Source organism: Streptomyces violascens, from assembly GCF_014649955.1.
GTDB classification, from domain to species: Bacteria; Actinomycetota; Actinomycetes; order Streptomycetales; family Streptomycetaceae; genus Streptomyces; species Streptomyces violascens.
This window is the reverse complement of sequence record NZ_BMUA01000026.1, coordinates 16,784-37,852: the sequence shown is the minus strand read 5'-3', so window position 1 is coordinate 37,852 and position 21,069 is coordinate 16,784. Positions and strand designations below refer to the sequence as shown.

The following is a 21,069-nucleotide window of genomic DNA, read 5'->3' as shown; positions in this document are numbered from 1 at the left end:
GGGAAGGCGAATCCTGTTGCTGCGCTGTTGCCGAGCCCTCGCCGAAGCGCCCCCGGAGGTCGGCCGAATCGCTAAGGTCGGGCCATCACCGGACGTTGCGTGAGGAGAAGACCGCGATGCCCGATCAGCTGCCCTTACTGCACCCGTTGGCCGCGCTGCGCTCCGCACTCGACCTGACCGGTGCGCAGTACCTGGACCGCCTGGACGACATCCACCACGCCCTGGGGTACGGCCGGATGGCCAAGCGCCGCGAGAAGGTCTCCCGCTGGGAGACCGGCGTCCACGTTCCCGACGAACCCACCCGTTACGCGATGGCCCGCCTCCACGGCATCCCGCTTGCGGCAGTCGAGGAACTCGGCTGGCCCGGCTTTCTCCTGCTGGCCTTTCCTGGCGACCGCCCGGCTCTCGACAGCCCCTGGTCCCCTGCGGGTACCGTGGCAGCAGTAGCGGCTGCCGCTCAGGGAGGGTCCATGGATCGACGGGGATTCCTGATCTCCAGCGGTGCCGCGCTGTCAGGCATCGCGGCCAGCTGGAGCACCACAGCAGCCGCCCCGCCGCTACCCCCCGACCCCGTGGGCCTGGGCCTCGACCCAGACGTGATGAGCCGTCTCGAACAGCGCGTGGACGACCTGCGCCATCTGGACGACGTCCTCAGCAGCAGTGAACTCCTTCCGCCCGCTACCGAGGAATTCCGCCTCCTCAACCGGTTCGCCAGCCGCGCTACCGGCGACAGCAGCCTCAGCCGGCGCCTGTTCTCCACGCTCGCCGAAGCCGCCCGCATCTGCGGCTGGCTGCACTTCGATGCCGATCGGCACGCACAGGCCCAGCGCTTCTACATCACCTCCCTGCGCGCCTCCGCCTCCGCGGGCGACCTCGGAGCCGGCGCCAACACGCTGAATTTCATGGCGATCCAGACCTATACCAAAGGCAACCCGCAGGACGCCGTCAACCTCGTACGCACCGCACAGGACCGGGTGGCGGCGACGACCACGCCCCGCGTCCGCGCACTGCTCCACGCCCGTGCCGGTCGGGCCCTGTCCAAAACCGGTGACTTGAAAGGCTGCGCCAAAGAGTTTGACGCGGCCCGTGACGCCTTCTCTCAGGGAGCTCACGACGACGACCCGCCCTGGGTCTACTCGCTCACCCAGGGCGAGATCGAGATGCTGGCCGGGTCCTCCGCACTCGACCTGGGCGACCCGCACCGCGCCCTGCAGAATTTCGCTGCTGCCCAGCAGGCCGAGTACGCCGCCTCCGGTCACGTACGCGACGGCCTCCTGTACCTCACCCGCAGCGCTCGCGCGCACTTCGACCTCGGCGACCTCGATGCCGCTTGCGCCGCCGCTACGGAAGCCTTCCGCCGGAACAGCAGCGTCAACTCCTCCCGCCCCTCGGCCGCCTTCACACAGCTCCGGGAACAGCTCACTCCGCACAGCGACACACGCTCCGTGCGCGACTTCCTGGCCTTGAGCGCATGAACAGGCTGTCGGTGGACCTGGGGTAAGCCTCTCGCGCACCGACGCGTTCAGATGGCCTGCGCGTCCGCGTCCGCCGACACTCATGCCGCCTCGGCTTTCCGGCGCAGGGCTGTGGCTTCACGTGTCTCCCGCTGGGCCAGGAGGTCCCGTTCGGCAGCCTGCTCCGCGACGCGCTGGCGGAGGCTGACGGGCTCCCGGCGGCCGCGCGTGCACGCAGCGAGGCCTTCGCCAATGCCGCCCGGCGGCAAGGACGTTGGCCCAGAAGGCGCCGCCCCCACCTCCGTTCAACCCTGGGGTTGACCGCCATTCAACCCCGGGGTTGAATGGCGCGGATGAGGACTCCCTCCGCAGCGAGAAGGCCAGACATGAGCGTCTTTCCCGCCGCCGAATCGGTTCCCGCAGTCCTACGGCATGCCGAGGAACGGCGAGACCAGCAGCGCCTGGCCGAAGCTGACCGGCGCGCGACTGCCCTGGAGCAGTACGTAGCTGCGGTCGGGGGCCAAGCCGAAGCGGCCGAAGGCCTCGGCATCAGCGTCCAAGCAGTCTCCAAGTCCCTGGTGGCGGCGCGGCGTCGACAGCCGGGCGAACCGCCATTGGCCGGGCTCATGGAGCTGGACCTCCTGCGCTGCGGTGCCCAAGTGCCGTCCATGCGGGAGTGGCAGGCGCTCGGCCCCGACGCCCGGCGTGATGCCGCCGAGCGAGGCGCACTCATCTGGGCGGCCCTCGCCCACGCGCTGACCCAGCTACACCGCGAGACGCACGCCGCCTGTCAGTTCCTGGCAGGCGTCCAGATCGGGGCGCTGGACCCGGATGACCCCGAGGACGCCGCGGAGCGGCCCCACCTCGTAGACGACCGCGACATGGCGGCCGCCGCACGGCGGACGGACCGATCAACAGCGCTCACTTGGGCGTTCGGAGACCTGGCGGACACACTCACTGCACGGCTGGACGAAGCGTGGCGCGCCCTCGACTGGTGGCAGGGGCAACTCGATTCCCTGGACGGCCTGACCGAGGAGTGACGCGCGAGAGATTCCCCGGCCCGCAGGACGGCTGCGGCGACTGCCGGAAAGGGAAGACGGGGAGGAGCACCGGGCTACCCACGCCGTATTTGAGCTGGCTGACCGCATCGAGGCAACAGGCCGCATGACGCATGTCGTCTTCGAGGGCGGCACGCCGATGGCGAAACCCTGACGCTGACCGGCCTTGCAGACCGTGATCTGGTTCTACAGCCCCACCAGGCGCTCGATCACTACACCTACGGCCCAGCCGGCGAAACCCGCATGATCGACTGCCGACTCCGCACCGTTACCGCATGGTCGACGCCCGGAACCTCTCGAACTGAGGAGAGCGACCACGCACCGGTGACTGTCAGCCGCCCGTGGCCGCTTCAGGCCTCCAGCATCTTGATGAGACTTCGCTCGGGCCGGCACAGGGGTGCGGTTCGACACCGTCGGCGAGGTCCTCCTGCGCCTGGTCACGGGATGGTCCGGGCTTCGCTGTCGTCGTGGCGTTAGGAGCCGGGTCGTGCCGGCCAAGCTGCTCCTCGGCCGCGATCCACCGTCGGGTCTGGTCCAGGCGCTGGAGTTGGACGCGCTCGAGACGAGGGGATTTACATCCTGAGCAGTGGCTTGAGGGGCGGCGGGAGCATGCCTGGGTAGTCGAGGATTTCCCACTGGCATCCGGGGATCTGTTCATCCAGCGCGCGGAGCCCTTGCCTCATCAGCAGCAGGGACAGCGCAGATGTCGCATGGTCGGCGGGGGACCAACGGCGGTTACGCAACGCCGCAAGGAGCGAGGTGCTGGCCAGGAGGGTACGACTAGGCGCCCACTCGGCGAGGGCTTCCCCGAGCTTGCCAGCGTCAAGTTCGGCTTCGACGCGCTTGCACAGGTCCCGGGCCCAGTCACGGATGCCCTGCGCGGCCGTCCAAGCCGCATGGAGGTCGTCGAGGGGCGTCGTAGCGACCAGTTGCTGCAGCATGTCCCGCACGTCGCCGTCGGGGATGGTGGTCATGCCACCCTCGGGGCGGAACGCTGTGGGGCTGTTGTCGGGTACGTCCTGGTCGGTGTACTCGGCGAGCGAGGCCAGGGGATTCCCTGGCATGCCAGGGTTCATTGCGCGGACGAGATCTCCAATCCCTTGCGGGGTGACGGAGGCGCCGCCCAGGAGGACCGCGTACACGCTCGCAGCTGTGGCTCCTTGGGGAGTGCAAGGTGTCGGGTGGGGGTTGCGGTCCAGGGCAGTCAGCTCCGGCGGAGGCCAGGGCAATCCCATGCCGTGCAGATGGCGGGTGAGCCGCTCGTCGATGCGCCGGACACGGGCTGGAACCAGCACGACGAACAGACCCGCTTCGACGGCCCGGTCAGCGACCTGCGCAGCATGCTCCTCCGGGCTGCCACTCTGAGTCTCGGCATTCTCGGCAGCGATGTGGATCCGGCCCACAGCGGCGCCAAAGGCGGCCCGCACGCGCGCCTCAGACACCGGCAGGCCGTCCCCGAACAACAAGAGGGCGAGGTCATCCGGACGCCGGCCCCGTCCGGCATGGCGGGCCAGCCCCACCACCAGGGCGAAACCCGCGGGCACAGGCTGGGAAGCGCTGCCCCCGCGGCCTGGGAAGGACACGGCGTTTCCGGGCAGCAAGCCTGCCCGGCGCCAGGTCGCCAGTTGCTTCGCCGACACGTCAAACCCGTGCCGCGATGCGTGGTCGATGAGCTGCTGGTCGGCCGGACTCGGACCAAGCGTGCGGTGAGACATGCGGCGACGCTAGCGGTCCTCCCACACTCAAGTGGCCACCATGGAAAGGTCTTTAGAGACACCCCACCTTCGTCAGGTCCCTCCGACAGCGGACTGGTTGTCTACGGCCATCGCCGGCGCTTGATCCGGCCCGATGGGAGGAGATCGCCATGGCGACTGCATTGCTGAACCTATGTGTGGCCGTGTCAGGCCTTCCGGGAGCGCTGTCCGTCCTGGCCGTCCTGGTGGTCAGCTACCTCGCCTGCACTGGAGTCGCGCTGTTCCACCCGTCCTGCGCCCGCCGACGAGATGCCCGGCAGCTCCTGGAGCAGCATCCCCTGTCCCGCCGCCGCCGCTGACCCGCCCCCCCCGGATGACAGATCTCTTCATGTTTGCACCCAGGCTCCATGTGAAGCGCGATGCCAGATGTGCCTAGTCTTGACGCACGCGCGTACGACAGAGAGGCGGTAGCCGTGGGCCCCGAGCAAGTCCGGGACGTGTGCATCGAAATCCTGGCCAAGGCCCCGGACATCACCTCGACAACCAGCTGGTCCGACAGCGGCCGCCCCTGCGGACTCTTGATCGCTTTCAGCAGTGGCGCACGGTTGTGGACCGCGATCACCACCGCCGGCGCCACCGATACCGACCCCTCCGCGGAGGCACCGGCCGCCGCGCCGCCGCTGCCCGCGCTCTTCGACGACGCCGGGAAGATCACGGCGACGCGCGCCGAGCAGTACCTGACTGCGGTCCTCCTGGCCGGGCTCGCCCCACAGATCGCCAGCGCGTACGGCTACTCCACCACCTCACCGGCACAGCACCCCGGCGTCGGGCTGTACCTTGCCGACGGGGCCCGCGCGTTCCTGCCGTTCATCTACACCGCCGCGCACGGCAAGAAGCCGCACACGCGCCCGTTCCACCTCGACGCCGCCTTCTGACCAGCCAGAACGACTTCCCAGCCGCACTTTGCACCGCGCCCTGGAGGTCCTCGACAGCGTCCTGGCCGGGTGGGTCACCGGCGATCCCTTCGCCTAGGTCGCCGAGAACCTCGCCAACATCCTCGGCGACGTCGTCACGCAGTACGGCGGCGGCTTCGAGAAGTTCGCCGACGCCCCGCTGCAGCGCTCGCCGAACGCGGCTCCCTACGCGAACTACGCCACCGCACGTGCCCGGTGACGACCCCGACATCCGCCGACGGGACCGCCGCCCCCAGCACCCGCCAGCCTGACCACCACCGGCCCGTGCCCACGGCCGGCGGTCCAGGGGCCGCCGGCCGTCCGGCGTGCCGTGGACGACAGGCCAGCTGAGCCGACCGGGTGCACTCCAGTACACAGACGGCCCACCCGGCGCTCGGATCCCGTGCGATGTCAGTGCCGAGTGCGACCGTGACGGCATGACAACCACCGTGGAGTCCGCATCGGACACCTTGACTAGCGCGCTGCGCCTGCCGGTGCGGGAGGCACTCGCGGACCGGGCTGAAACCCTGCGCCGTGCGCTGCCCGCCCGGCCGGACGATGCCGCGCAGCGCTGGCACTGGTGGCAGGACATGACCGCGGAACAACAACGTCACGCCGCCCTCATGGAGCGCCTGGACGCCCTGTGCGGGCACCTCACCGGGCAGCCGGCACTTGGATACGCCCCCGGCGATCCGCTGCCGCTCGCGGCCCTGGAGGAGGCCGACGGCTTCACCAGCGAACCCGTGGCCGAGCTGATGGCGGCGTACAGGGCGGAACGTCGGGAGATGGCAGAAGGTCAGCCGCTCGAAGCGCGCCAGCCCAGCCAGATGCCCGCGAGCGCGTAGAAGACGCCCGCGGACAGTAGGAAGTGGAACGTCATCCGGGCGCGGCGGGTGGCAAAGGGGGCGCTGATCTCCGGAGCCGTGTAGTGGGCGGCGTGCCGTCGCGCGCCCGTCCACCGGTTCGCTGCGGTGAGGAGATGCCCGATTCCCACCACGGCGAAGATCGCCGAGAACGTGGCGTAGCCCTGGGGTGCCATGAGGTCAGGGTAGCGAGGTCAACCTCTCCGTCCCGGGTGGTTCAGGCACTGCAACGCTCGCCTCAACTCCTAGGCCACGGCGTACGCTTGGCGTTCCCCGAGCTCCAGCTCGGGTCAACTCCCCATCAGGAGCGCGGGCTTCGCCGGTCGCGTCCGCGCACCGCATGCACGGGGACGAGGTGGCGGGCTATCCGTCCGTGAGAGGGATCCCCTCCATATCGGGGAGGGTGCCGCTGCGTTTTCGTGTGCAGTAGAACTCAGGGTCCCTTTGGAACCGCGGCGGGTGCAGGGCGGCGCAGAAATTCACCGGTCCAGGACTAGAAGCGGTCCGCAGAGCTAGCCGGACCATCAGAACCGTTGCCTGAAAGCTCCTAATTGCCATGAATCATCCAGCGGGAACTTCGTGTATCCGCGTGCTGTGATGGCGCGCACGAGTGCCTGGGAAACGCCGGAACTTATCCACAGGGAAACTCTCCTAGCTTTTCGGGCGTGTGCTTTCCGCTTCGAAGGCGGGACGTCGTAACTCGTCCTGCCCGCGAATTCGGACGGCTCCTTGGGAAACGCAGTCCACGGCTCAGGAGACGAAGAATGCAGGCCAAGTTCATAGGCCGCGCAGGCATCGCGGTCGCCACCATCACAATGGGGGCCGCGGTCACCCTGGCGGCCGCCCCATCCGCCCTCGCGAGCACCCCCGCGCAGGCGCCGGCAACGCTTGCCGCAGCGAATACCTGCCCGACCTGGTCGGTGACCGGCAAGGCGGTCAACCTCCGCAGCGGACCGAGCACGAACTACCGGTCGCTCGGGCTGCTTTACCGCTGGAGCGACTCCGGCACGAAGGTCGGCCGCAGCGGCGACTGGATCAAGATCAAGCTCGATCACAATTCGAAGACCGGCATCAAGAAGGGCACCACCGGCTGGGTCCACAAGAAGTACCTCGAGCAGTGCGTCTACATGCAGCTCGACTGACCGGCCACAGCTTCCTGGCCCGCGGCTGACGCCGCCGTCCTGGACCCCCGGCCGGGCACTACCCCCTGCCCGGCCGGGCCCCGGCCGAGGACCGCCCTTCAGCCCCGAAGCGGCGCCCGGTCCTGCTCCTCGTCCTGCGAGAGCGGGCCTGTCCTGGCCAACCAGGGGGTGCCGCCTCCCACGTCGGCGGCACCCCCGCCTCTTCGCATCTGCATGGCGCCGCCCATCAGCGCCGCAACCTAGCTGGAGTCTGTGTGTCCACCACTGCCGCGCCGGTCGTGCGACCGGACCGGGCCGGGACCGGAGCCACACGCCGATGGCCGGCGGCGATCTGGACGCTGATGGTCGGCACCTTCCTCGCCAGGGGCTTCGGATTCACCTACCCGTTCCTGCCGTACCGCCTGCACGACCTGCACCTTTCCACCGGGACCGTCAGCGCCATCCTCGCCGTCTTCGGCGCGGGCTGGCTGGCGGGTTCCGTGCTGTGCGGGTGGCTCGCCGACCGGATCGGCCACCGCGCCACCCTCATCACGGCCATGCTGCTCGCCGCGGCCGCCTTGCCCCTGCTCGCCCAAGCCCACGCCGTTCCCGCCCTGTTCGCGGCGACCTTCACCGCCGGCATCGTCTACGACGCCTCCCGCCCGGTGTTCACCGCCGAGATCGCTGACACCTTCCCCGAGGACGGCGTCCGTGCCTCCGTGAACGCCTGGAGGCACTTCGCCGTCAACGTCGGCGCCGCCGTCGCCGGAACCGCCGGGGGCATGCTCGCCGGCCCGCTCGGCATCCAGGCCCTGATCTGGATCAACGCCGGTGCCTGCACCCTGTTCGCGCTCCTGGTGTGGCGCTTCCTGCCGGCCGACCCGCACCCCGACCCCGACGCTCCCCGGCCCGCCAACTACCGTGCCGCGCTCACCGATCGTGGGCTGTGGCTGCTGCTCCTGGCCAGCCTGTGCGCGCTGACCTGCGCCGCGAGCCTGTTCTCCTCCCTGCCGATGCTCATGGCCGAAGACGGACTCGACGCCGCCGCCTACGGCTGGACCCAGACCGCGAACGCGGGAGCGGTCCTGCTGGTCTCCCCGCTCCTCAACCGCTGGCTCAGCCGCCAGGCCGACGGCCCGAAGCCGATGACCGGCCTGTTCGCCGCGAGCTCCCTCGCCCTGGGCGCGAGTATGGGCGCCGCCGGATTCGCCTCCACCACCCTCGGCTACGCCGCGACCGCCGCCCTCGCCGTCCCCGGCGAGATAGTCGTCTTCGTCGCCGCGTCCGACCTCCTCAACCGCCTCTCCCCGCCCACCGCCCGCGGCCTGTACGCGGGGATCTGGGGAACGACCCTGGCCGGCGCCGTCATTATCGCCCCTGCCCTCGCCGGATGGGCGCTCACCCACGGCGGCGGCGAACTCGCCGCCCTCACCACCATCACCGTCGGCGCCCTCGGCGCCGCTCTGGCCTGGCCCCTGGCCGCGCTTATCCACCGTGCCCACCCCGTACCCAACCACCGCTGACCAGGAGCCACGATGAACCACCACACCCGGCCCGTCCTGCTCGTCCTGGGCGCCGGCGACCGCGCCTACCGCTCGTTCCTCCTGCAGGAGTTCGCCGCCCGTCACCACCTCGTCCTCCTCGACCACCAGCCGCCTGCCTGGACCCGCCCCTACGTCACCGACACGGTCACCGTCGACCTGCACGACCACCAAGCCGCCCACCGCGCGGTCACCGAGATCGCCCTGCGCCAGCCCATCACCGGCGTCACCACCTACCTCGAGCACCACGTCGAGCTCGTCGCCCGCCTGGCCAAGGAACTGGGTCTGCCCGGCGCCGCCCCAGGCGCCGTCGCCGCCTGCCGCGACAAGGCCCGCACCCGCCAACTCCTCGCCGAGCACGGCGTTCCCTCCGCCCGATCCGTCCTCGTCAACAGCGCCGACGAAGCAGTCGCGGCCGCCGACGCCATCGGCTACCCCGTCGTCATCAAGCCCCGCGGCCTGGGCGGCAGCGCCGGCGTCCATCGCGCTGACTACCGCGAGCACGTCAGCGCCCACTACGACAACGCCGCCGCCGCGACCCTGATCGGCTTGGAGGCGAGTGCGGTCGCCGGCGTCCTGGTCGAGGAGTACCTCCACGGCCCCGAGATCAGTGTCGAGTGCGCAGTCCGCGGCTTCGGTGACGTACACATCGCCGCGATCACCCGCAAACGGCTCGGCTCCGAGCCGGCGTTCCTGGAGACCGGCCACCTCGTCGACGCCACCGACCCGCTCCTCGACGACCCGGCCCTCCGCCACGTCGTCACCTCCGCCATCAAAGCGGTCGGCATCACCACCGGGATCCTGCACGTCGAGGCACGCCTCACCCGCCAGGGCCCGCGCATCATCGAGATCAACGCCCGCCTCGGCGGCGACCTCATCCCGCGCCTCGTCCACCTCGCGACCGGCATCTCCCTCCCGCAGGCCCAGGCCGCCCTGGCCACCGGCGACACCCCCGACCTTGCCGAGTCCGTCGCGCAGAGCGCAGCGATCGAGTTCCGCTACCCGACCGTCACCGGCCCCGTCCAGGCCGCCCACACCCGCGCGTTCACCGCCGACTGGCTCGAACGCCTGGTCTGGACACGGCAGTCGGGCGACGTTGTAGCCGCCGGCCCGCACAGCACCATCAACGACCGCCTCGCCCACGCCATCGTCAGCGGCCCCAACCCCGACGCCTGCCAGGCACGCCTCGACCAGGTGCTGCAGAGCCTCACCGTGCACATCGCCGAACCCGTCCGCACCACCGCCTGCGTGCGCTGACCCGACCCGTCTCAGGAGCCACCACCATGCCCCGCGCCCTGGCCGCCACCGCACCACGGCACCTCCACCCGCCGTACGACGACCGGAGGCCGACAACGTGGTGACCCTGCCCTTCACCCGAACCAAGACCGCCCCGCACCGCAGCGACAACGCCGCACCGGCAGACCCGACCACGCTCACGGCGCGGCTGCGCCGCATGGGCCAGGGCCTCGCCCTGCCGATCGCCGCGATGCCCGCCGCCGGCCTGCTCCTACGCCTCGGGCAAGACGACCTCCTGGGCCGCTACCAGCACCTGCACACCGCGGCCGCGGTCATCTCCGGAGCGGGCGCCGCCGTCCTCGATCACCTCCCGGCCCTGTTCGCCGTCGGGATCGCCTTGGGTTTGAACCGCGCCAAGGACGTCGCCGGCCCCGTGCTGGCCTGCCTCATCTCCTACCTGGTCCTCGCCAAAGTCGTCCTCGTCCTCAACCCGCTGCCAGCCGACCAACTCGACGCCCCGCCCGCCCGATGGCCCTACGGGGCGCTCGCCGGGATCGTCGGCGCCTTGCTGGCCATGGCCATCTGGAAGCGCGTCACCACCGGACGCCGCCGCATTCCCCCGTTCGCCGCCTACGGGATCGTCGCCCTCGCCGCCCTCACCGTCGGCACCCTGCTCGGGCTCGCCTACCCCACCGTGGAACGAGCACTCACCGCCTCCGCGGCCACCATCTCGGACCACGCGGTCCTCGGCGGGGGAGTCTTCGGGTTCCTCAACCGCCTCCTGGGCCCCATCGGCATGCACCAGCCTCTCAACGCCGTGGCCTGGTACCTGACCGGCGACTGCGGGGGCGGCGTGAAAGGTGACGTCCCCTGCTTCATCGAGAAACACAGTCCGGAAGCCGGCGTGTTCATGGGCGGCTTCTTCCCTGTCTACATGGCCGGCCTGCCCGCCGCCGCCCTGGCCATGTGGCGCAGCGCACTGCCCGAGCACCGCCGCCGTGTCGGCGCCCTGCTACTGCCCGCGGCCTCAATTTGCTGCCTCGCAGGGGTCTCGGAGCCCATCGAGTTGACGTTCGTTTTCGTGGCCTTCCCGCTCTACCTGGTACACGCGGTGCTCACCGGGCTCAGCCTCGCGATCGTCAACCTCCTCGACATCCATGCGGGCTTCGTCTTCAGCGCCGGAGCGATCGACTACGTCCTCAACTACTCAATCTCCCAACGCCCGTTGCTCCTGCTGCCCCTCGCCCTCGCCTACGGCGCCCTCTACTACATGATCTTCCGATTCGCGATCACGCGCTTCAACCTGCGCACCCCCGGCCGCACCCCCGCTCCACCCGATGACACCCGCACCGAGAGCCCTTCGTGTCCCCGACCCTGACTCGTCCCCACCCCTACCCAGCCATCCCGCACCTGGAGACAACCACGATGAACAACTCCACTGCCCGTCGCCTGCCGCTCGCCGCTCTCGCCTGCACGGCCGTCCTACTGACCCTGACGGCGTGCAACAACGACTCCGCCGGCACGTCCAAGTCGACCGAGCAGGCCCCAATGGCACCCCCGGCCAAGGCGAACGGCATCGAAGAGCTGCCCGCCGCCGACATCTACAACAAGGCGATGCGAACGAACGCCGAGGCAGGGTCGTTCCGCGAACGCATGGACCGCTCGGACGCCGTCACCGACCTGCGGCTGTCCGCCACCGAGTGCACCGGCACGGTCGACAAGAAGCAGCGAGGCTCCTTCGAGATCGTCGTCAAGGGCAGCGACATCTTCGCCAAGCTCGACCAGACCCTGGCCAAGGAACTCGATAACCAAGTCCCCGACGCGCAGTGGATCCACGGCACCCGGGATAACGCCCTGATGAAGGCCCTGGCCAGCTACTGCCACCAGGAGCAGTTCACCCACCCCTACACCGCCTCGACCACCATGACCAAGAAGGCGATCCGGGAGACGGGAGGCCACCGAGCCGTCCCCGTAGAGCTCGTGTCCGGCGGCAAGCCGATGACTTACCTCGTCTCGGCCGATGGCACCTCCAACCTCCTGTCCGTGGACAGCTCCGACAACACCGAGGCGGGTGACATCACCTACTCGGACTTCGGCAAGCCCGTCGGCGCCACGACGCCCACCAACGTCGTCGAAGCCCCCTCCCACTGACCTGACCACCCGGCCCAGCGCCCCGCCGACACGGCGCCGACGTGCCCCATCCACACCAGCGACGGAACCAACACCCATTAAGGAGCGACGAGTTGACCCAGCACGAAGTTCAGGCCGCCCACTACGGCATCGGAGCGATCTACCCGATCGTCGTCCTCGACCAAGTCCACCGGTGGTACCAGCCCGTACACCCCGGCCCACCCGAGCAGCAGACTGACGACCACCACGGAATGCTCGTCCTGCGCTGGACCGGCCCACTGAGCGAGGAAGCCGAAGCGCCTGCGATCCTCGAAGCCGCAGCCGCCCGAGCGCCCACCGCGCCCCCCAGCCGCACCGAACTCCAGGACTTCCAGGCATCACTGCCCCCCGGCCTCCACCTGATTCACCTGCCCGCCCGCCACGTCATCGGACCGTGGTCCCAAAGGCCCGGAGCCACCTCATCCCACGTGCCGCGCCGCGCCGCGTAGTGCCCACTCGCCCACGGAGAAGATCCATGCCCAGCCCTGCCCAGCCTGCCGTTGCCGTCATCACCCCGACGGGCTTGAACCCCACACGCCTGCCATTCCTCGAGGAGCTCTACGAGAGCCTCCGTGCCCAGGAGGAGGTCACCTGGCAGTGGATCGTTGCGCCCAACGGCCCCCAGGCCAACCCCGATCTCATACCGCGGGCGATCACGAGGGACCCCCGGGTCAAAGTGATCGCCAGGCCCGGGCCCGGGCCGGCGCCCGCCCGAAACACCGCCTTGAACTATGTCGACGCTCCCCGTTGTGCCTTCGCAGACGATGACGACCGGCTCGCCACCCCGTTGAGCTTGGCAATCAGGAACGAGCACGCCGTCGCCGCCGGACTGCGCTGGGTCGCTGGCCGGTCGGCCGACTGGGACCCCCGCTCCGGGAACCTGTCGACGTGGATGTGCCCGACCCCCGTCGGGCCGCTCGCGGCCGGTGAGGTGTTGTCGTACTGGCCGGACCCGCTCGCCAGTAAGCCGCCCCTGGGGCACTGCATGCTGCTCACCGACACGGCCCTTGCGCGTGCAGTTGGACACGGCGGTCTCCACAAAGGGGAGGACTACAGCTTCGTGCTTGGCGTGTGTGCACGCGCTGCCGGGGAACTGCTGCCCGATGTTGTGTATCACCGCCGCGTCCACGACGGGCAGTGGAGCGCCGAAGAAACGTACCGTGATCAAGCAGAGTTCGATTCTCGGACTCATGCATGGTTGAAGGGTGTTGCTGAGCTAGAGCTGCGGGCTGAACCCTCTGTGCAACGGGCTGCATGAGGCGGCCGCAGGAGCCGGAGGGCCCTGGTGGCCTCCCGCCCCGGAGCCGGTTCAGGTGTCACTGGTCGTAGGCCCAGGCGCGGCCGGTTTGCCGGTACTCCTCGACAGGGATCGGGTCGACTCCCGGACGCATGCGGGCAATGTACAGATGCCCCTCAAGATGATCGACCTCGTGCTGGACGAGGCGGGCGAGCCCGCGCTCGTACACGGTGGTGACCTTGCTGCCATCCAGCGCGGTGGTTTCGACGGTGATCCGCAGAGGGCGGGGCACCACGCCGCGGACGTCGAAGAAGCTGAGGCAGCCTTCGTACTGCTCGTCAATCTCGTCGGAGGACGCGGTGATGCGGGGGTTGAGGAGAACGAGCGTCTCGGCGCCAGGAGCGGCGGGCCGTACCGCGGCGGCGGCGTGGGCGATGTTGATCTGCGGTGCGGCCAGCCCCATGCCTTTGCCGGAGAAGTCGTGGGCGCGGGCGATGCGATCCATCGCCTCGGTGAGCTGGTCGATGACGAGTTCGGCGGTGGCCCTTTCGGCGGGCAGGTCAAAAGCCGTTGAGGGGGTGTACAGGGCTGGGGCGCCGTGCTGGACGACTCCGAGGTCTCGCATGCGCTGACTGGGCCGCACCTCGGTCATCCCAACTCCTCGTGGTTCGTGCTGAGTTCGGGCCGTGCCCGGAACTTCCAGGCCAAACGGTATCGGGCGTGCAGGGCAGGTGTGGACGTCGACCAGGCGAAGGTCCGCCGGCCTTCGTCTTCATCGTCGTGGCGGTGCGGCGCTGTCCGCAGCGGCGCGGCCTCGGAGGTCATCGACGTCTCGGTGCCCCACACCACCGGGTCGAGTGCTAGGGGGAAGTCGAGTTGGACTTCGAGGTGTTCCGTAGGCAGCCGTACAGCGCGCTGGAACCAGCGGCCCCACTTGTAGTCGGAGACGGAGTAGGCGTACTCGATCCATACGGACTCGCCCGGGTAGAGAGGGAAGCGGCCCTCGGAGTTTTCGAACAGCAGCCAGACCTCCTTGACCGCGTCGCGATCGTGCTTGGCCTCCCACAGCATTTCCTCGCCGCAGCTGCACGCGGTCAGGTTCAGCTCGGCCCAGGTGAGGGGGTGTTCGCGGTAGTGCTCGTTGGACCGCTCGGGCTCACCGGGATAGCGGTCGACGCTGATGCGGATCAGATACCGCGTTATGGGGTCGTTGCCGGTGTTGCGCAGCAGCCGGCGCATGGTAAGCCGGTACATGGACCCGTCGTAGTCCAGATGGGCCGCGTCGTGCTCGACGACCAGCGCGGTGCCGGTGGCGTACGGCTGCTCGGCGCGTCGGGGCGGTGGCGAGATGGCGAGGGTGTGGGCGCGGGCCTTGGCCGCTTCGTACTCGCACCAGCGGTTCCAGATCGCCTTGCCCGAGTTCAGCTGCTCGTCGGCGATCCGGGCGAAGTCCTCGCTCGGCTTGGTCCGCCCCGCCTCCATGTGGCTGACGTAGGAAGGCGTGTAGCCCATGGCTGCGGCTAGCACCTTCTTCGACATCCCGCGCACCTCACGCCAGTAGGCGACTTCGGCGGAAAAGTTCGCGATGGCCTGCTCGACGGTGACTGTTTCGGCTTGTGCGTCCATCAAAGCCCCGCCCCGGCTGCCGGTTGAGCGCGTGAGTGAACCGTGAGTGATGCCAGTTCATCATTCCGTCACCGCTTCTGGCAGGGGTTTGCTTCCCTTGGCCGGATCGGTTCCCTTCAGTGTGGCGCCGACTCTGGCGGCAGGACAGCTACCTGGCCGTCGGGCTGAGGGCTGCTGCTGAGGGGACGGAGGCTGCTATGCCCGTGCTCCACGATGACCGACCGAGTGCAACGGTCGCCCGTCTCCTCCTGGGGCGGCAGCTCGAACAGGCCCGGATGATCAGGGGGCTGACGCTGGAGCAGGTCGCCGACGCCCTGTTCATGAGCACGTCCAAGCTGTCACGCATCGAACGGGGGCGTCACCGGGCGGTGGGAGATGACGTTGTCCGCCTCGCGGACTTCTACGGAACCCATGGCCGAGACCGGGACCGGCTCATGGAGTGGTCCGGGCAGGCCCTGGGGCGAAGCGTGTACCACTCCTTCGCCGATGTGGCCGATGCGAGCTCCCGCGACTATCTGGAGGTGGAGGCCGCCGGGCTGCGCGCGGTGTACATGCCGCAGGTGCTCCCGGCGGTGGTGCGGACCCGCCACTACGCCCGTGAGCTGCTGGGGCCCGTGAGCAGCGTCGAGGCTGACCGGCGCCTGTGGCTGCTGGGACTGCGCCAGCAGCGCTTCTTCCAGACCGGTCGTGCACCGGTGCGGATCCTGCTGGGTGAGACGGTGCTTGCCCCCGGTGTGGTCGGGCCGGGGGTGATGCGGGAGCAGTACCGGCGGCTTCTTCAGGCGCCGGTGGAGGTACGGGTGCTGCCGGCGCTTCGCACTGCCCTGGCACCGTCGGGGTTTGCTGTGGCTGTCCTGGGGGGCGGCTGGCTCATGCTCGTGGCCCGGGAGCGGGACGATGGCAGGCCCTGTCTGGCTCCGGATCGCAACGGGCGTGCGGCCTCCCGATTCGATGACCTGTGGCAGGCCGCCGCCGACCTGCGGGAACGGGTGGCGTGACCGGGGCCGTCGGGCTATGCGGAGTCGGCGGTCAGCACGGTCCGCTCGTCGTCGGCGCGGACGGGCGCGACCTGCCAGCCCAGCCAGCCGGGGACGACCGCGAGCAGACCGGGGCGGGTGGTCAGGGTCAGGGGACGGCCCCAGGGCAGCCCGGGGAGCCCCACGTTGGCGGCGCCGGCCCGCGGATCGTGGAGCACCACCGCTCCGGACAGGGTTTCCACGTGGCTGGTCCGGGCGCCGAGGACGATCAGCGCGCACCAGGCTCCGGTGCCGTGGCGGAGACCGGCGTGGAATCCGCCTTTCCACTGCTCGGTCCGGCTGGTCCAGGTCAGGTCACGGCCCGGGTGCCCGGTGGGAAGCAGGCTGGGCAGCAGTCCGGAATCGGCGGCGACTCGGGCAAGTACGTCGCTGGCCAACTGTGCGGTGTGGACGGGGGATTCCCACAGGGAGGTGATCACAGGGTGCTCCTTGCTCAGAACCGGCCCGCCCATCAGGCGTGCCGGAAGGCGATGTTGAAGGCGATGACGATGCGCTGGGCATCGCCTTGGTATGGGGTGACCCAGTGCCGCAGCCAGGCAGGGAAGGCGACCAGCATTCCCGGGGCCGGGGTGAGCCTGTACAGGGGCAGGCGTGCGGGTTCCCGGGCTGCGGCGCTCGGGCGAGGGTCGACGAACTCGAGGAGGCCCGTGCCTTCGGTCATGTGGCCGGTGGCGACGTAGTAGACGCCGGACCAGGCGGCGTCGTGGTGGCTGTGCAGCTGGTGGAGACCCTCCGGACGGTAGACGACCGCCCATGCCTCGGCCACCATCGGCTGCTCCCGGCCGGCCGCATCCCGCCCGGCGCCGACGTGGTCGTTCATGGCACACGCCGCGTCCAGGATCCATCCGCGCAACTGGTCGATGGCCGGGTGCTCCCAACGCAGCACGTCGGAGGTGGTCTTGTCGGCGTCCCGTACGCCGACCGCCGGACTGTTCACGCTGCGGGTGCGCTCCACAATCAGTTCGCGCAGCGCCTCGTTCACGGCCGGACCCGGGTCGATGGAGCGGGAGTAGAGGGGGGTCCCCCAGAAACCGCCGCTGGGCAGCGGGGGAGCGGTAGTGGTCATGCCGGTACCTCCAGGATCTTGTCGGCGAGGGCGTGGCCGTGCTCGGTCAGGCACGGGCGCACGGTGTCGATCAGGGCCAGGCAGCCGTGCCGGTAGGCGGCGAGGTGGGCCAGGCGCTGGTCGCGCACCGGGGCGGGGACGTCGAGTAGGGGCCAGAGGCGGGCGAGGCCGCAGGTGACGTGGGCGGCGCCGAGGAGCTCGGCGGGGCTGCGACCGCTGGTGCCCGACGGCAGGGTGATCCGGTGGGTGCAGCCGGAGTGCTGGAGCGCTGCGAGCTCCTCACACAGGTAGAGCCACTGATGGAACGTTTCGTGCAGGACCTGCTCGGCGAGGACGGCCTGGCTGTCGAACGCCTCCGCGGCGAGCAGGATGTGCTGCGGCCAGGCGAAGCTGGACGCGCTGATGCCGCGTCCGGTCGGCATCGGCAGGTACACCAGGGGCAGCGCGGACAGCAGTGGGACCCAGGCGGGGGCGAGTTGGGCGATGAGCCGCACCGCCTGGCGGACCTGCTGGGCCTGGTCGGGGGTGAGCGTGCCGTGGGGGAGGGGCTTGGGGAGGTCGAGGGCCCGGATCCGTACGGCTTCCGCAGGGGCAAGGGCGGCGGCCAGGTCGTGGGGCGTGGGTGCGGCGTGGGTGCCGTCGCGGCGGGCCACGCGGGTGCCGGCCGCAGCGGTCAGCAGGCGCCGGGTGTCGAGGCTGTCGTCGAGGAAGGGCCATCCGCCGCAGTACGCGGGCACGAACAGCGGGGTGAGGGGGGCAGTGTCCATGATCGCTCCGTGAGGTAGGTGCGCAGATCGGCGGACTTCAGACGGATCTCGGGAAACTGGCGCAGATGGGTGCGGGCAGCCGCGGCCGCGTCCTGGCCGGCGGCGGCCGCGATGGCCTCGAAGTAGGCGGGCAGCGAGCGGTCGCCGAACCACCGGCCGGACAAATCCTTGATGGTGTCACGGGCGTGAACTCGGCTTACCACACCGGCAGTCACCAGGTACTCGGCGAAGGCCCGCAGATCCACGAGGGCCTCGGTGATCGGCTGGTAGTCGGGGGCCGGTCTGTGCAGCAGGGCGACCTCGTCGTCCGGGGCGCCGGTTGCCAGCAGGTACGCGAAGACGCGTCCGTAGCCGGACATCCCGAACCCGTCCAGCTCAGCCGCGCGCAACGCTCCGATGGAGCCGAGCCCGGTCACCTGCCATCCGGCCGCGATGGCACCGAGGATCTCGCGGTGGCCGACAGCGGGCACGTCGTCGTACCGGCCGTCCACCAGGGCGATCCGGCCGGGCGGCAGGCTGTCGACGAGAGCGGAGATGCTGCCGCGCCGGGCCGGCGGGTGTACCCGTATGCCGTCCTGGGCCAGCAGGTGCGCGGGCAGACCGTGCGCGGTGGGCCCGACCAGCAACTCCACGGCTGCAGTGAGCGGTTCGGTCATCGTTGCTCCCGGGCGTGCGCGGCTAGGCGGGCTCCGAACCGGCGGGTGTGGGAGGTGAAGTGCTCGGCGCCGGCGACCACGACCCGTACGACGTGGAAGGGCTCGGCCAGCGGCGCGAAGGTGTGCACCCCGACCGGGCCGAGGCCCGCCTTCGCGACCGCGGCGAGCAGTTCTACGAGCAGGTCCTGCGGGCAAGGGGGCACGGGCCGCGCGAGGTCGGAGGGGAAGGCCGCGGCCGGGACTGCTGCGCTACGGCGGGTAAGAAGACGGTCCCGCCAGCGGGCCCGCTCCCTGGGCGCCATGGCGCCGAAGGCGGCGTAGCTGTCGGTCAGATCGTGCCGGGACCCCTGGATGTACGTTAAACGGGACTGCGCGGCCTCCGCGAGTGCCCGGACCGCGGCGATCTCAGGCAGCGGATGGAACCCGTAGCCGCCGTTGCAGTAGAGCGGGTGGGCCCGGTCCGGATCGTCGATCAGGCAGGCCATGTAGTGCCCGCCGTACGCCGGGACCCAGCGCAGCCACACCCCCAGCCCGGCCGAGCGGATCAGCCCGTACAACTGGGCGGGGCTGGGCGGCAGGGTGTCCGGGTCGATGAGGGCGGAGGTGTCGGCCACGCTCATCAGCGAGGTGACATCGCGCTCCAGCACCTCGCACAGCCCGTGGAGGACCGCCTCCGTATGGCTGTTGCCGGAGGCGAGGCCGGTGGTCGTGGACCCGAACAGAGAAGTGGTGGCCTCGGCCGGGCACGGGGTGAGCACCAGCTCGGCCGGGACAGCCAGGTCTCCCGTCCCGCTGAGGGACGGCACGGTGATCCACGGTAGCGCCCGGTCCACATCCACGGTCTGCTCCGGTCGCGGGCACCAGGCGCCGAGCCGGACGCCACCCTCGCCCGCGATCACACGGGGGGAGGCCCACCGCAGTGGCGTGGTGGCCGCGCACTGCTCGGCGACGGCCTGCTCGACCGCCTCCATCAACGCCCCCACCCGCGCCTCGTCCGCGGACTCGCCCTTGCCCGCGGTTACCACCACCAGCTCGGCGCCGGGACGCACCGCGGCGCAGACCGGAATGCCGATGCGGTCCAGGTACGTGGTCTCGGCGACCCGGCTCACGCCCAGGCGCCGCGCCACCGGCCAGGCCCGCACACAACTGTCGGCCGCCGCCGTCTCGCGGACGCTGCTGCTCAGCACCGTCACCGGCCGCTCACCTCCGGGACGGATGACCACGCGGGCAGGACGGGGCAGGGACGTAGCGGCACCGCGGCGAACCAGGGGTGCGCGGCGAGTGGGGTGTCGTCGAGGCCGAGGACGATGATCCCGGTGCCGCTGCGTCGGCCGGGCTGCAGGCACGGCAGCGGGTAGTCGGCCTCAACGTCGCCGATGAACATCCTCCTCACTCCGCCCAGCACGTCGGCGACGAGGTCCGGCCCGCAGACCACTCCGCCGTAGGTGTCGTAGCCGAACCGGGGGTGCCCGATGCGGAAGTCGTCGACGAGGACGACCGCAGCGGTGTCTTGCAACGCGGTCAGCTCGGCGCGCAGCGGCCACTCCGAGCCCCAGTGGGCGTCCAGGAACACCAGGGGCCGCTCCAGTCCGGCCAGGAGCGTGGGCATCAGACAGGCGGAATCGCCGTGGTGGACCACCGCGTTGCCGCGCCCGGCCAGGCGCGCCCGGGTGAAAGCGGCGCGCTGACCGTCCAGTTCACAGGCCCGCACGGGCAGGTGAGGGTAGGCGCGGGCGAGGTAGTCGGTGGTGTCCCCCAGGTGGCAGCCGCTCTCGACGATTCCGTCACACGCGAACTGGGCGATCAGCGCGTGGAGGCGGCAGGCGGTGGTGATGTCGAAGCCGAACGGGCCGCCACCGCCCGCGAGGTGGTCGAGCCCTCCCGCGCGCGGGGTCCGGTAGAAAGCCCCCAGAACGTGCTCGATGGCGTGGTCGTCCATCAGCGGGGGCGGGGAAGCAGTGCGGATTGCGGGCATGGGCGCGCCTTCCGGTTCGGTCGGCCCTGCGGCGGGCCGGGCACCCGCCCACCATCCCCCCACGACGGCGCCGGGTGGCAGATGCTTCTGCGGATGTGCCATTGCACGTGAGCCCGGCAAACCAGCCTGGATGTGGCGGTAGTTGGAGGAAACGGGTCTGTGCTGATGGGCGGGCGCAGCCTACGGTCACAGCAATCCACCCCATCCCGACCGGGAGGCAGGAATGGACCAGCCCGCAGTGACCCGCTACACCACCGACACCGAGAGGGCGAACATCATCGGGATCGACCTCGACCCCGACGACGTCGCCCACGTCATGGAGCTGGTGGGTAAGGGCATCATCGGTGCGGCCGCCATGCACGAGGCGGCCGTCCAGGAAGACATGGCCCTCAGCGCGAAGGTGACCGTCCAGCTCACCCGTGGCGGCATCGCCGGAGCCGACGGTGGGGTCGAAGAACTCACCGGAACCGAGGAGATCACCGGAACCGTCCGGGCGACCAAGATCTTCCTGGACCCGGACAAGGCACCCGCCACCGACAGCTGACCCACAACCGGGGCAGGACCAGGCCGCGGAATGCCGCGGCCCGGCCCTGCCCCGGTCTCCAGACGAGACCGG

Annotated in this window: 25 protein-coding genes; 14 read left to right on the top strand and 11 right to left on the bottom strand. The window is 70.3% G+C overall.

The features are described 5' to 3' along the window. The first annotated feature begins 116 nt into the window (after positions 1-116). Complete coding sequence (locus tag IE206_RS33665; protein ID WP_189968974.1) at positions 117-1,475, top strand: NsdA family TPR-like regulatory protein; 1,359 nt, start codon at positions 117-119, stop codon at positions 1,473-1,475. Between the two features lie 404 nt (positions 1,476-1,879). On the opposite strand, the gene IE206_RS43280 is transcribed toward IE206_RS33665, so the two are convergent. Continuing rightward, positions 1,880-2,014: a hypothetical protein gene (locus tag IE206_RS43280; protein WP_268254458.1), complete on the bottom strand. Its 135-nt coding sequence runs from the start codon at positions 2,012-2,014 to the stop codon at positions 1,880-1,882. A gap of 66 nt (positions 2,015-2,080) precedes the next feature. Between IE206_RS43280 and IE206_RS33660 the strand changes: the two genes are divergently transcribed. Further along, on the top strand, positions 2,081-2,494 hold the full coding sequence (locus IE206_RS33660; protein ID WP_189968972.1) for a hypothetical protein: 414 nt from the start codon (positions 2,081-2,083) through the stop codon (positions 2,492-2,494). 590 nt (positions 2,495-3,084) lie between these two features. Here the strand turns inward: IE206_RS33660 and IE206_RS33655 are convergent. After that, positions 3,085-4,227: a hypothetical protein gene (locus tag IE206_RS33655; protein WP_229853268.1), complete on the bottom strand. Its 1,143-nt coding sequence runs from the start codon at positions 4,225-4,227 to the stop codon at positions 3,085-3,087. A gap of 149 nt (positions 4,228-4,376) precedes the next feature. Here IE206_RS33655 and IE206_RS33650 point away from each other — a divergent pair, with 149 nt between their 5' ends. The 3 genes from IE206_RS33650 to IE206_RS33640 all read left to right on the top strand — a co-directional run bounded on the left by IE206_RS33650 (position 4,377) and on the right by IE206_RS33640 (position 6,004). Then, on the top strand, positions 4,377-4,565 hold the full coding sequence (locus IE206_RS33650; protein WP_189968970.1) for a hypothetical protein: 189 nt from the start codon (positions 4,377-4,379) through the stop codon (positions 4,563-4,565). Between the two features lie 114 nt (positions 4,566-4,679). After that, positions 4,680-5,141 carry a hypothetical protein gene (locus IE206_RS33645; protein ID WP_189968968.1) on the top strand — a complete coding sequence of 154 codons (462 nt, stop codon included), beginning with the start codon at positions 4,680-4,682 and terminating at the stop codon, positions 5,139-5,141. A gap of 455 nt (positions 5,142-5,596) precedes the next feature. Continuing rightward, positions 5,597-6,004: a hypothetical protein gene (locus IE206_RS33640; RefSeq protein WP_189968966.1), complete on the top strand. Its 408-nt coding sequence runs from the start codon at positions 5,597-5,599 to the stop codon at positions 6,002-6,004. Here IE206_RS33640 and IE206_RS33635 read toward each other — a convergent pair. Further along, positions 5,956-6,198 (bottom strand): hypothetical protein, encoded by a 243-nt coding sequence (locus tag IE206_RS33635; RefSeq protein WP_189968964.1) that lies wholly within the window; start codon positions 6,196-6,198, stop codon positions 5,956-5,958. The genes IE206_RS33640 and IE206_RS33635 overlap by 49 nt on opposite strands. Positions 6,199-6,786: 588 nt before the next feature. On the opposite strand from IE206_RS33635, the gene IE206_RS33630 reads away from it, so the two are divergent. The 7 genes from IE206_RS33630 (at position 6,787) to IE206_RS33600 (ending at position 13,347) form a co-directional block, all read left to right on the top strand. Next, positions 6,787-7,164, top strand: a complete 378-nt coding sequence (locus IE206_RS33630; RefSeq protein ID WP_189968962.1) for an SH3 domain-containing protein — start codon at positions 6,787-6,789, stop codon at positions 7,162-7,164. A 254-nt stretch (positions 7,165-7,418) separates the two neighbouring features. Next, the gene (locus tag IE206_RS33625) at positions 7,419-8,666 is read left to right on the top strand and encodes an MFS transporter (RefSeq protein WP_229853267.1); all 1,248 of its coding nucleotides are present in this window, start codon (positions 7,419-7,421) and stop codon (positions 8,664-8,666) included. Positions 8,667-8,678: 12 nt separating this feature from the next. Further along, positions 8,679-9,941: an ATP-grasp domain-containing protein gene (locus IE206_RS33620; RefSeq protein ID WP_189968960.1), complete on the top strand. Its 1,263-nt coding sequence runs from the start codon at positions 8,679-8,681 to the stop codon at positions 9,939-9,941. 97 nt (positions 9,942-10,038) lie between these two features. After that, entirely contained in the window at positions 10,039-11,298 is a 1,260-nt protein-coding gene (locus IE206_RS33615) for a PTS transporter subunit EIIC (RefSeq protein ID WP_189968958.1), read from the top strand. A 47-nt stretch (positions 11,299-11,345) separates the two neighbouring features. Beyond that, positions 11,346-12,071, top strand: coding sequence for a hypothetical protein (locus IE206_RS33610; protein ID WP_189968956.1), 726 nt, complete (start codon positions 11,346-11,348; stop codon positions 12,069-12,071). A 92-nt stretch (positions 12,072-12,163) separates the two neighbouring features. Beyond that, complete coding sequence (locus IE206_RS33605; RefSeq protein WP_189968947.1) at positions 12,164-12,538, top strand: hypothetical protein; 375 nt, start codon at positions 12,164-12,166, stop codon at positions 12,536-12,538. A 26-nt stretch (positions 12,539-12,564) separates the two neighbouring features. Further along, complete coding sequence (locus tag IE206_RS33600; RefSeq protein WP_189968945.1) at positions 12,565-13,347, top strand: glycosyltransferase family 2 protein; 783 nt, start codon at positions 12,565-12,567, stop codon at positions 13,345-13,347. 58 nt (positions 13,348-13,405) lie between these two features. Here the strand turns inward: IE206_RS33600 and IE206_RS33595 are convergent, their stop codons facing one another. Both IE206_RS33595 and IE206_RS33590 read right to left on the bottom strand, forming a co-directional pair. After that, entirely contained in the window at positions 13,406-13,978 is a 573-nt protein-coding gene (locus IE206_RS33595; protein WP_189968942.1) for a peptide deformylase, read from the bottom strand. After that, positions 13,975-14,952, bottom strand: a complete 978-nt coding sequence (locus IE206_RS33590) for a helix-turn-helix domain-containing protein (RefSeq protein WP_189968941.1) — start codon at positions 14,950-14,952, stop codon at positions 13,975-13,977. Before IE206_RS33590 ends, IE206_RS33595 begins: the two co-directional genes overlap by 4 nt. Before the next feature lie 197 nt (positions 14,953-15,149). Between IE206_RS33590 and IE206_RS33585 the strand changes: the two genes are divergently transcribed. After that, on the top strand, positions 15,150-15,950 hold the full coding sequence (locus IE206_RS33585) for a Scr1 family TA system antitoxin-like transcriptional regulator (protein WP_189968939.1): 801 nt from the start codon (positions 15,150-15,152) through the stop codon (positions 15,948-15,950). A 14-nt stretch (positions 15,951-15,964) separates the two neighbouring features. On the opposite strand, the gene IE206_RS33580 is transcribed toward IE206_RS33585, so the two are convergent. From IE206_RS33580 to IE206_RS33555, 6 genes are read right to left on the bottom strand one after another with little or no spacing between them, the layout of a single operon-like run. Beyond that, positions 15,965-16,408, bottom strand: coding sequence for a 2OG-Fe(II) oxygenase family protein (locus IE206_RS33580; RefSeq protein WP_189968937.1), 444 nt, complete (start codon positions 16,406-16,408; stop codon positions 15,965-15,967). A 32-nt stretch (positions 16,409-16,440) separates the two neighbouring features. Then, positions 16,441-17,055: a TIGR02466 family protein gene (locus tag IE206_RS33575; RefSeq protein WP_189968935.1), complete on the bottom strand. Its 615-nt coding sequence runs from the start codon at positions 17,053-17,055 to the stop codon at positions 16,441-16,443. Further along, a complete protein-coding gene (locus tag IE206_RS43275; protein ID WP_189968933.1) occupies positions 17,052-17,822 on the bottom strand; it encodes an aKG-HExxH-type peptide beta-hydroxylase in 771 nt (256 codons plus the stop codon). The genes IE206_RS33575 and IE206_RS43275 overlap by 4 nt, the downstream gene beginning before the upstream one ends. Then, positions 17,729-18,478 (bottom strand): TfuA-like protein, encoded by a 750-nt coding sequence (locus IE206_RS33565; protein WP_189968931.1) that lies wholly within the window; start codon positions 18,476-18,478, stop codon positions 17,729-17,731. Before IE206_RS33565 ends, IE206_RS43275 begins: the two co-directional genes overlap by 94 nt. Continuing rightward, a complete protein-coding gene (locus IE206_RS33560; RefSeq protein WP_189968928.1) occupies positions 18,475-19,671 on the bottom strand; it encodes a YcaO-like family protein in 1,197 nt (398 codons plus the stop codon). Before IE206_RS33560 ends, IE206_RS33565 begins: the two co-directional genes overlap by 4 nt. Further along, positions 19,668-20,453, bottom strand: a complete 786-nt coding sequence (locus tag IE206_RS33555; protein ID WP_229853266.1) for a class I SAM-dependent methyltransferase — start codon at positions 20,451-20,453, stop codon at positions 19,668-19,670. The genes IE206_RS33560 and IE206_RS33555 overlap by 4 nt, the downstream gene beginning before the upstream one ends. A 223-nt stretch (positions 20,454-20,676) precedes the next feature. On the opposite strand from IE206_RS33555, the gene IE206_RS33550 reads away from it, so the two are divergent. Then, positions 20,677-20,997, top strand: a complete 321-nt coding sequence (locus tag IE206_RS33550; RefSeq protein ID WP_189968926.1) for a hypothetical protein — start codon at positions 20,677-20,679, stop codon at positions 20,995-20,997. Positions 20,998-21,069 lie beyond the last annotated feature (72 nt).

Bases quoted from the DNA above. Each gene is read 5' to 3' on its own strand.
- IE206_RS33665 (WP_189968974.1), top strand. From the start codon at position 117: ATGCCCGATCAGCTGCCCTTACTGCACCCGTTGGCCGCGCTGCGCTCC.
- IE206_RS33660 (WP_189968972.1), top strand. From the start codon at position 2,081: ATGGAGCTGGACCTCCTGCGCTGCGGTGCCCAAGTGCCGTCCATGCGG.
- IE206_RS33655 (WP_229853268.1), bottom strand. From the start codon at position 4,227: ATGTCTCACCGCACGCTTGGTCCGAGTCCGGCCGACCAGCAGCTCATC.
- IE206_RS33650 (WP_189968970.1), top strand. From the start codon at position 4,377: ATGGCGACTGCATTGCTGAACCTATGTGTGGCCGTGTCAGGCCTTCCG.
- IE206_RS33640 (WP_189968966.1), top strand. From the start codon at position 5,597: ATGACAACCACCGTGGAGTCCGCATCGGACACCTTGACTAGCGCGCTG.
- IE206_RS33635 (WP_189968964.1), bottom strand. From the start codon at position 6,198: ATGGCACCCCAGGGCTACGCCACGTTCTCGGCGATCTTCGCCGTGGTG.
- IE206_RS33630 (WP_189968962.1), top strand. From the start codon at position 6,787: ATGCAGGCCAAGTTCATAGGCCGCGCAGGCATCGCGGTCGCCACCATC.
- IE206_RS33620 (WP_189968960.1), top strand. From the start codon at position 8,679: ATGAACCACCACACCCGGCCCGTCCTGCTCGTCCTGGGCGCCGGCGAC.
- IE206_RS33610 (WP_189968956.1), top strand. From the start codon at position 11,346: ATGAACAACTCCACTGCCCGTCGCCTGCCGCTCGCCGCTCTCGCCTGC.
- IE206_RS33600 (WP_189968945.1), top strand. From the start codon at position 12,565: ATGCCCAGCCCTGCCCAGCCTGCCGTTGCCGTCATCACCCCGACGGGC.
- IE206_RS33595 (WP_189968942.1), bottom strand. From the start codon at position 13,978: ATGACCGAGGTGCGGCCCAGTCAGCGCATGCGAGACCTCGGAGTCGTC.
- IE206_RS33590 (WP_189968941.1), bottom strand. From the start codon at position 14,952: ATGGACGCACAAGCCGAAACAGTCACCGTCGAGCAGGCCATCGCGAAC.
- IE206_RS33585 (WP_189968939.1), top strand. From the start codon at position 15,150: ATGCCCGTGCTCCACGATGACCGACCGAGTGCAACGGTCGCCCGTCTC.
- IE206_RS33575 (WP_189968935.1), bottom strand. From the start codon at position 17,055: ATGACCACTACCGCTCCCCCGCTGCCCAGCGGCGGTTTCTGGGGGACC.
- IE206_RS43275 (WP_189968933.1), bottom strand. From the start codon at position 17,822: ATGGACACTGCCCCCCTCACCCCGCTGTTCGTGCCCGCGTACTGCGGC.
- IE206_RS33565 (WP_189968931.1), bottom strand. From the start codon at position 18,478: ATGACCGAACCGCTCACTGCAGCCGTGGAGTTGCTGGTCGGGCCCACC.
- IE206_RS33555 (WP_229853266.1), bottom strand. From the start codon at position 20,453: ATGCCCGCAATCCGCACTGCTTCCCCGCCCCCGCTGATGGACGACCAC.
- IE206_RS33550 (WP_189968926.1), top strand. From the start codon at position 20,677: ATGGACCAGCCCGCAGTGACCCGCTACACCACCGACACCGAGAGGGCG.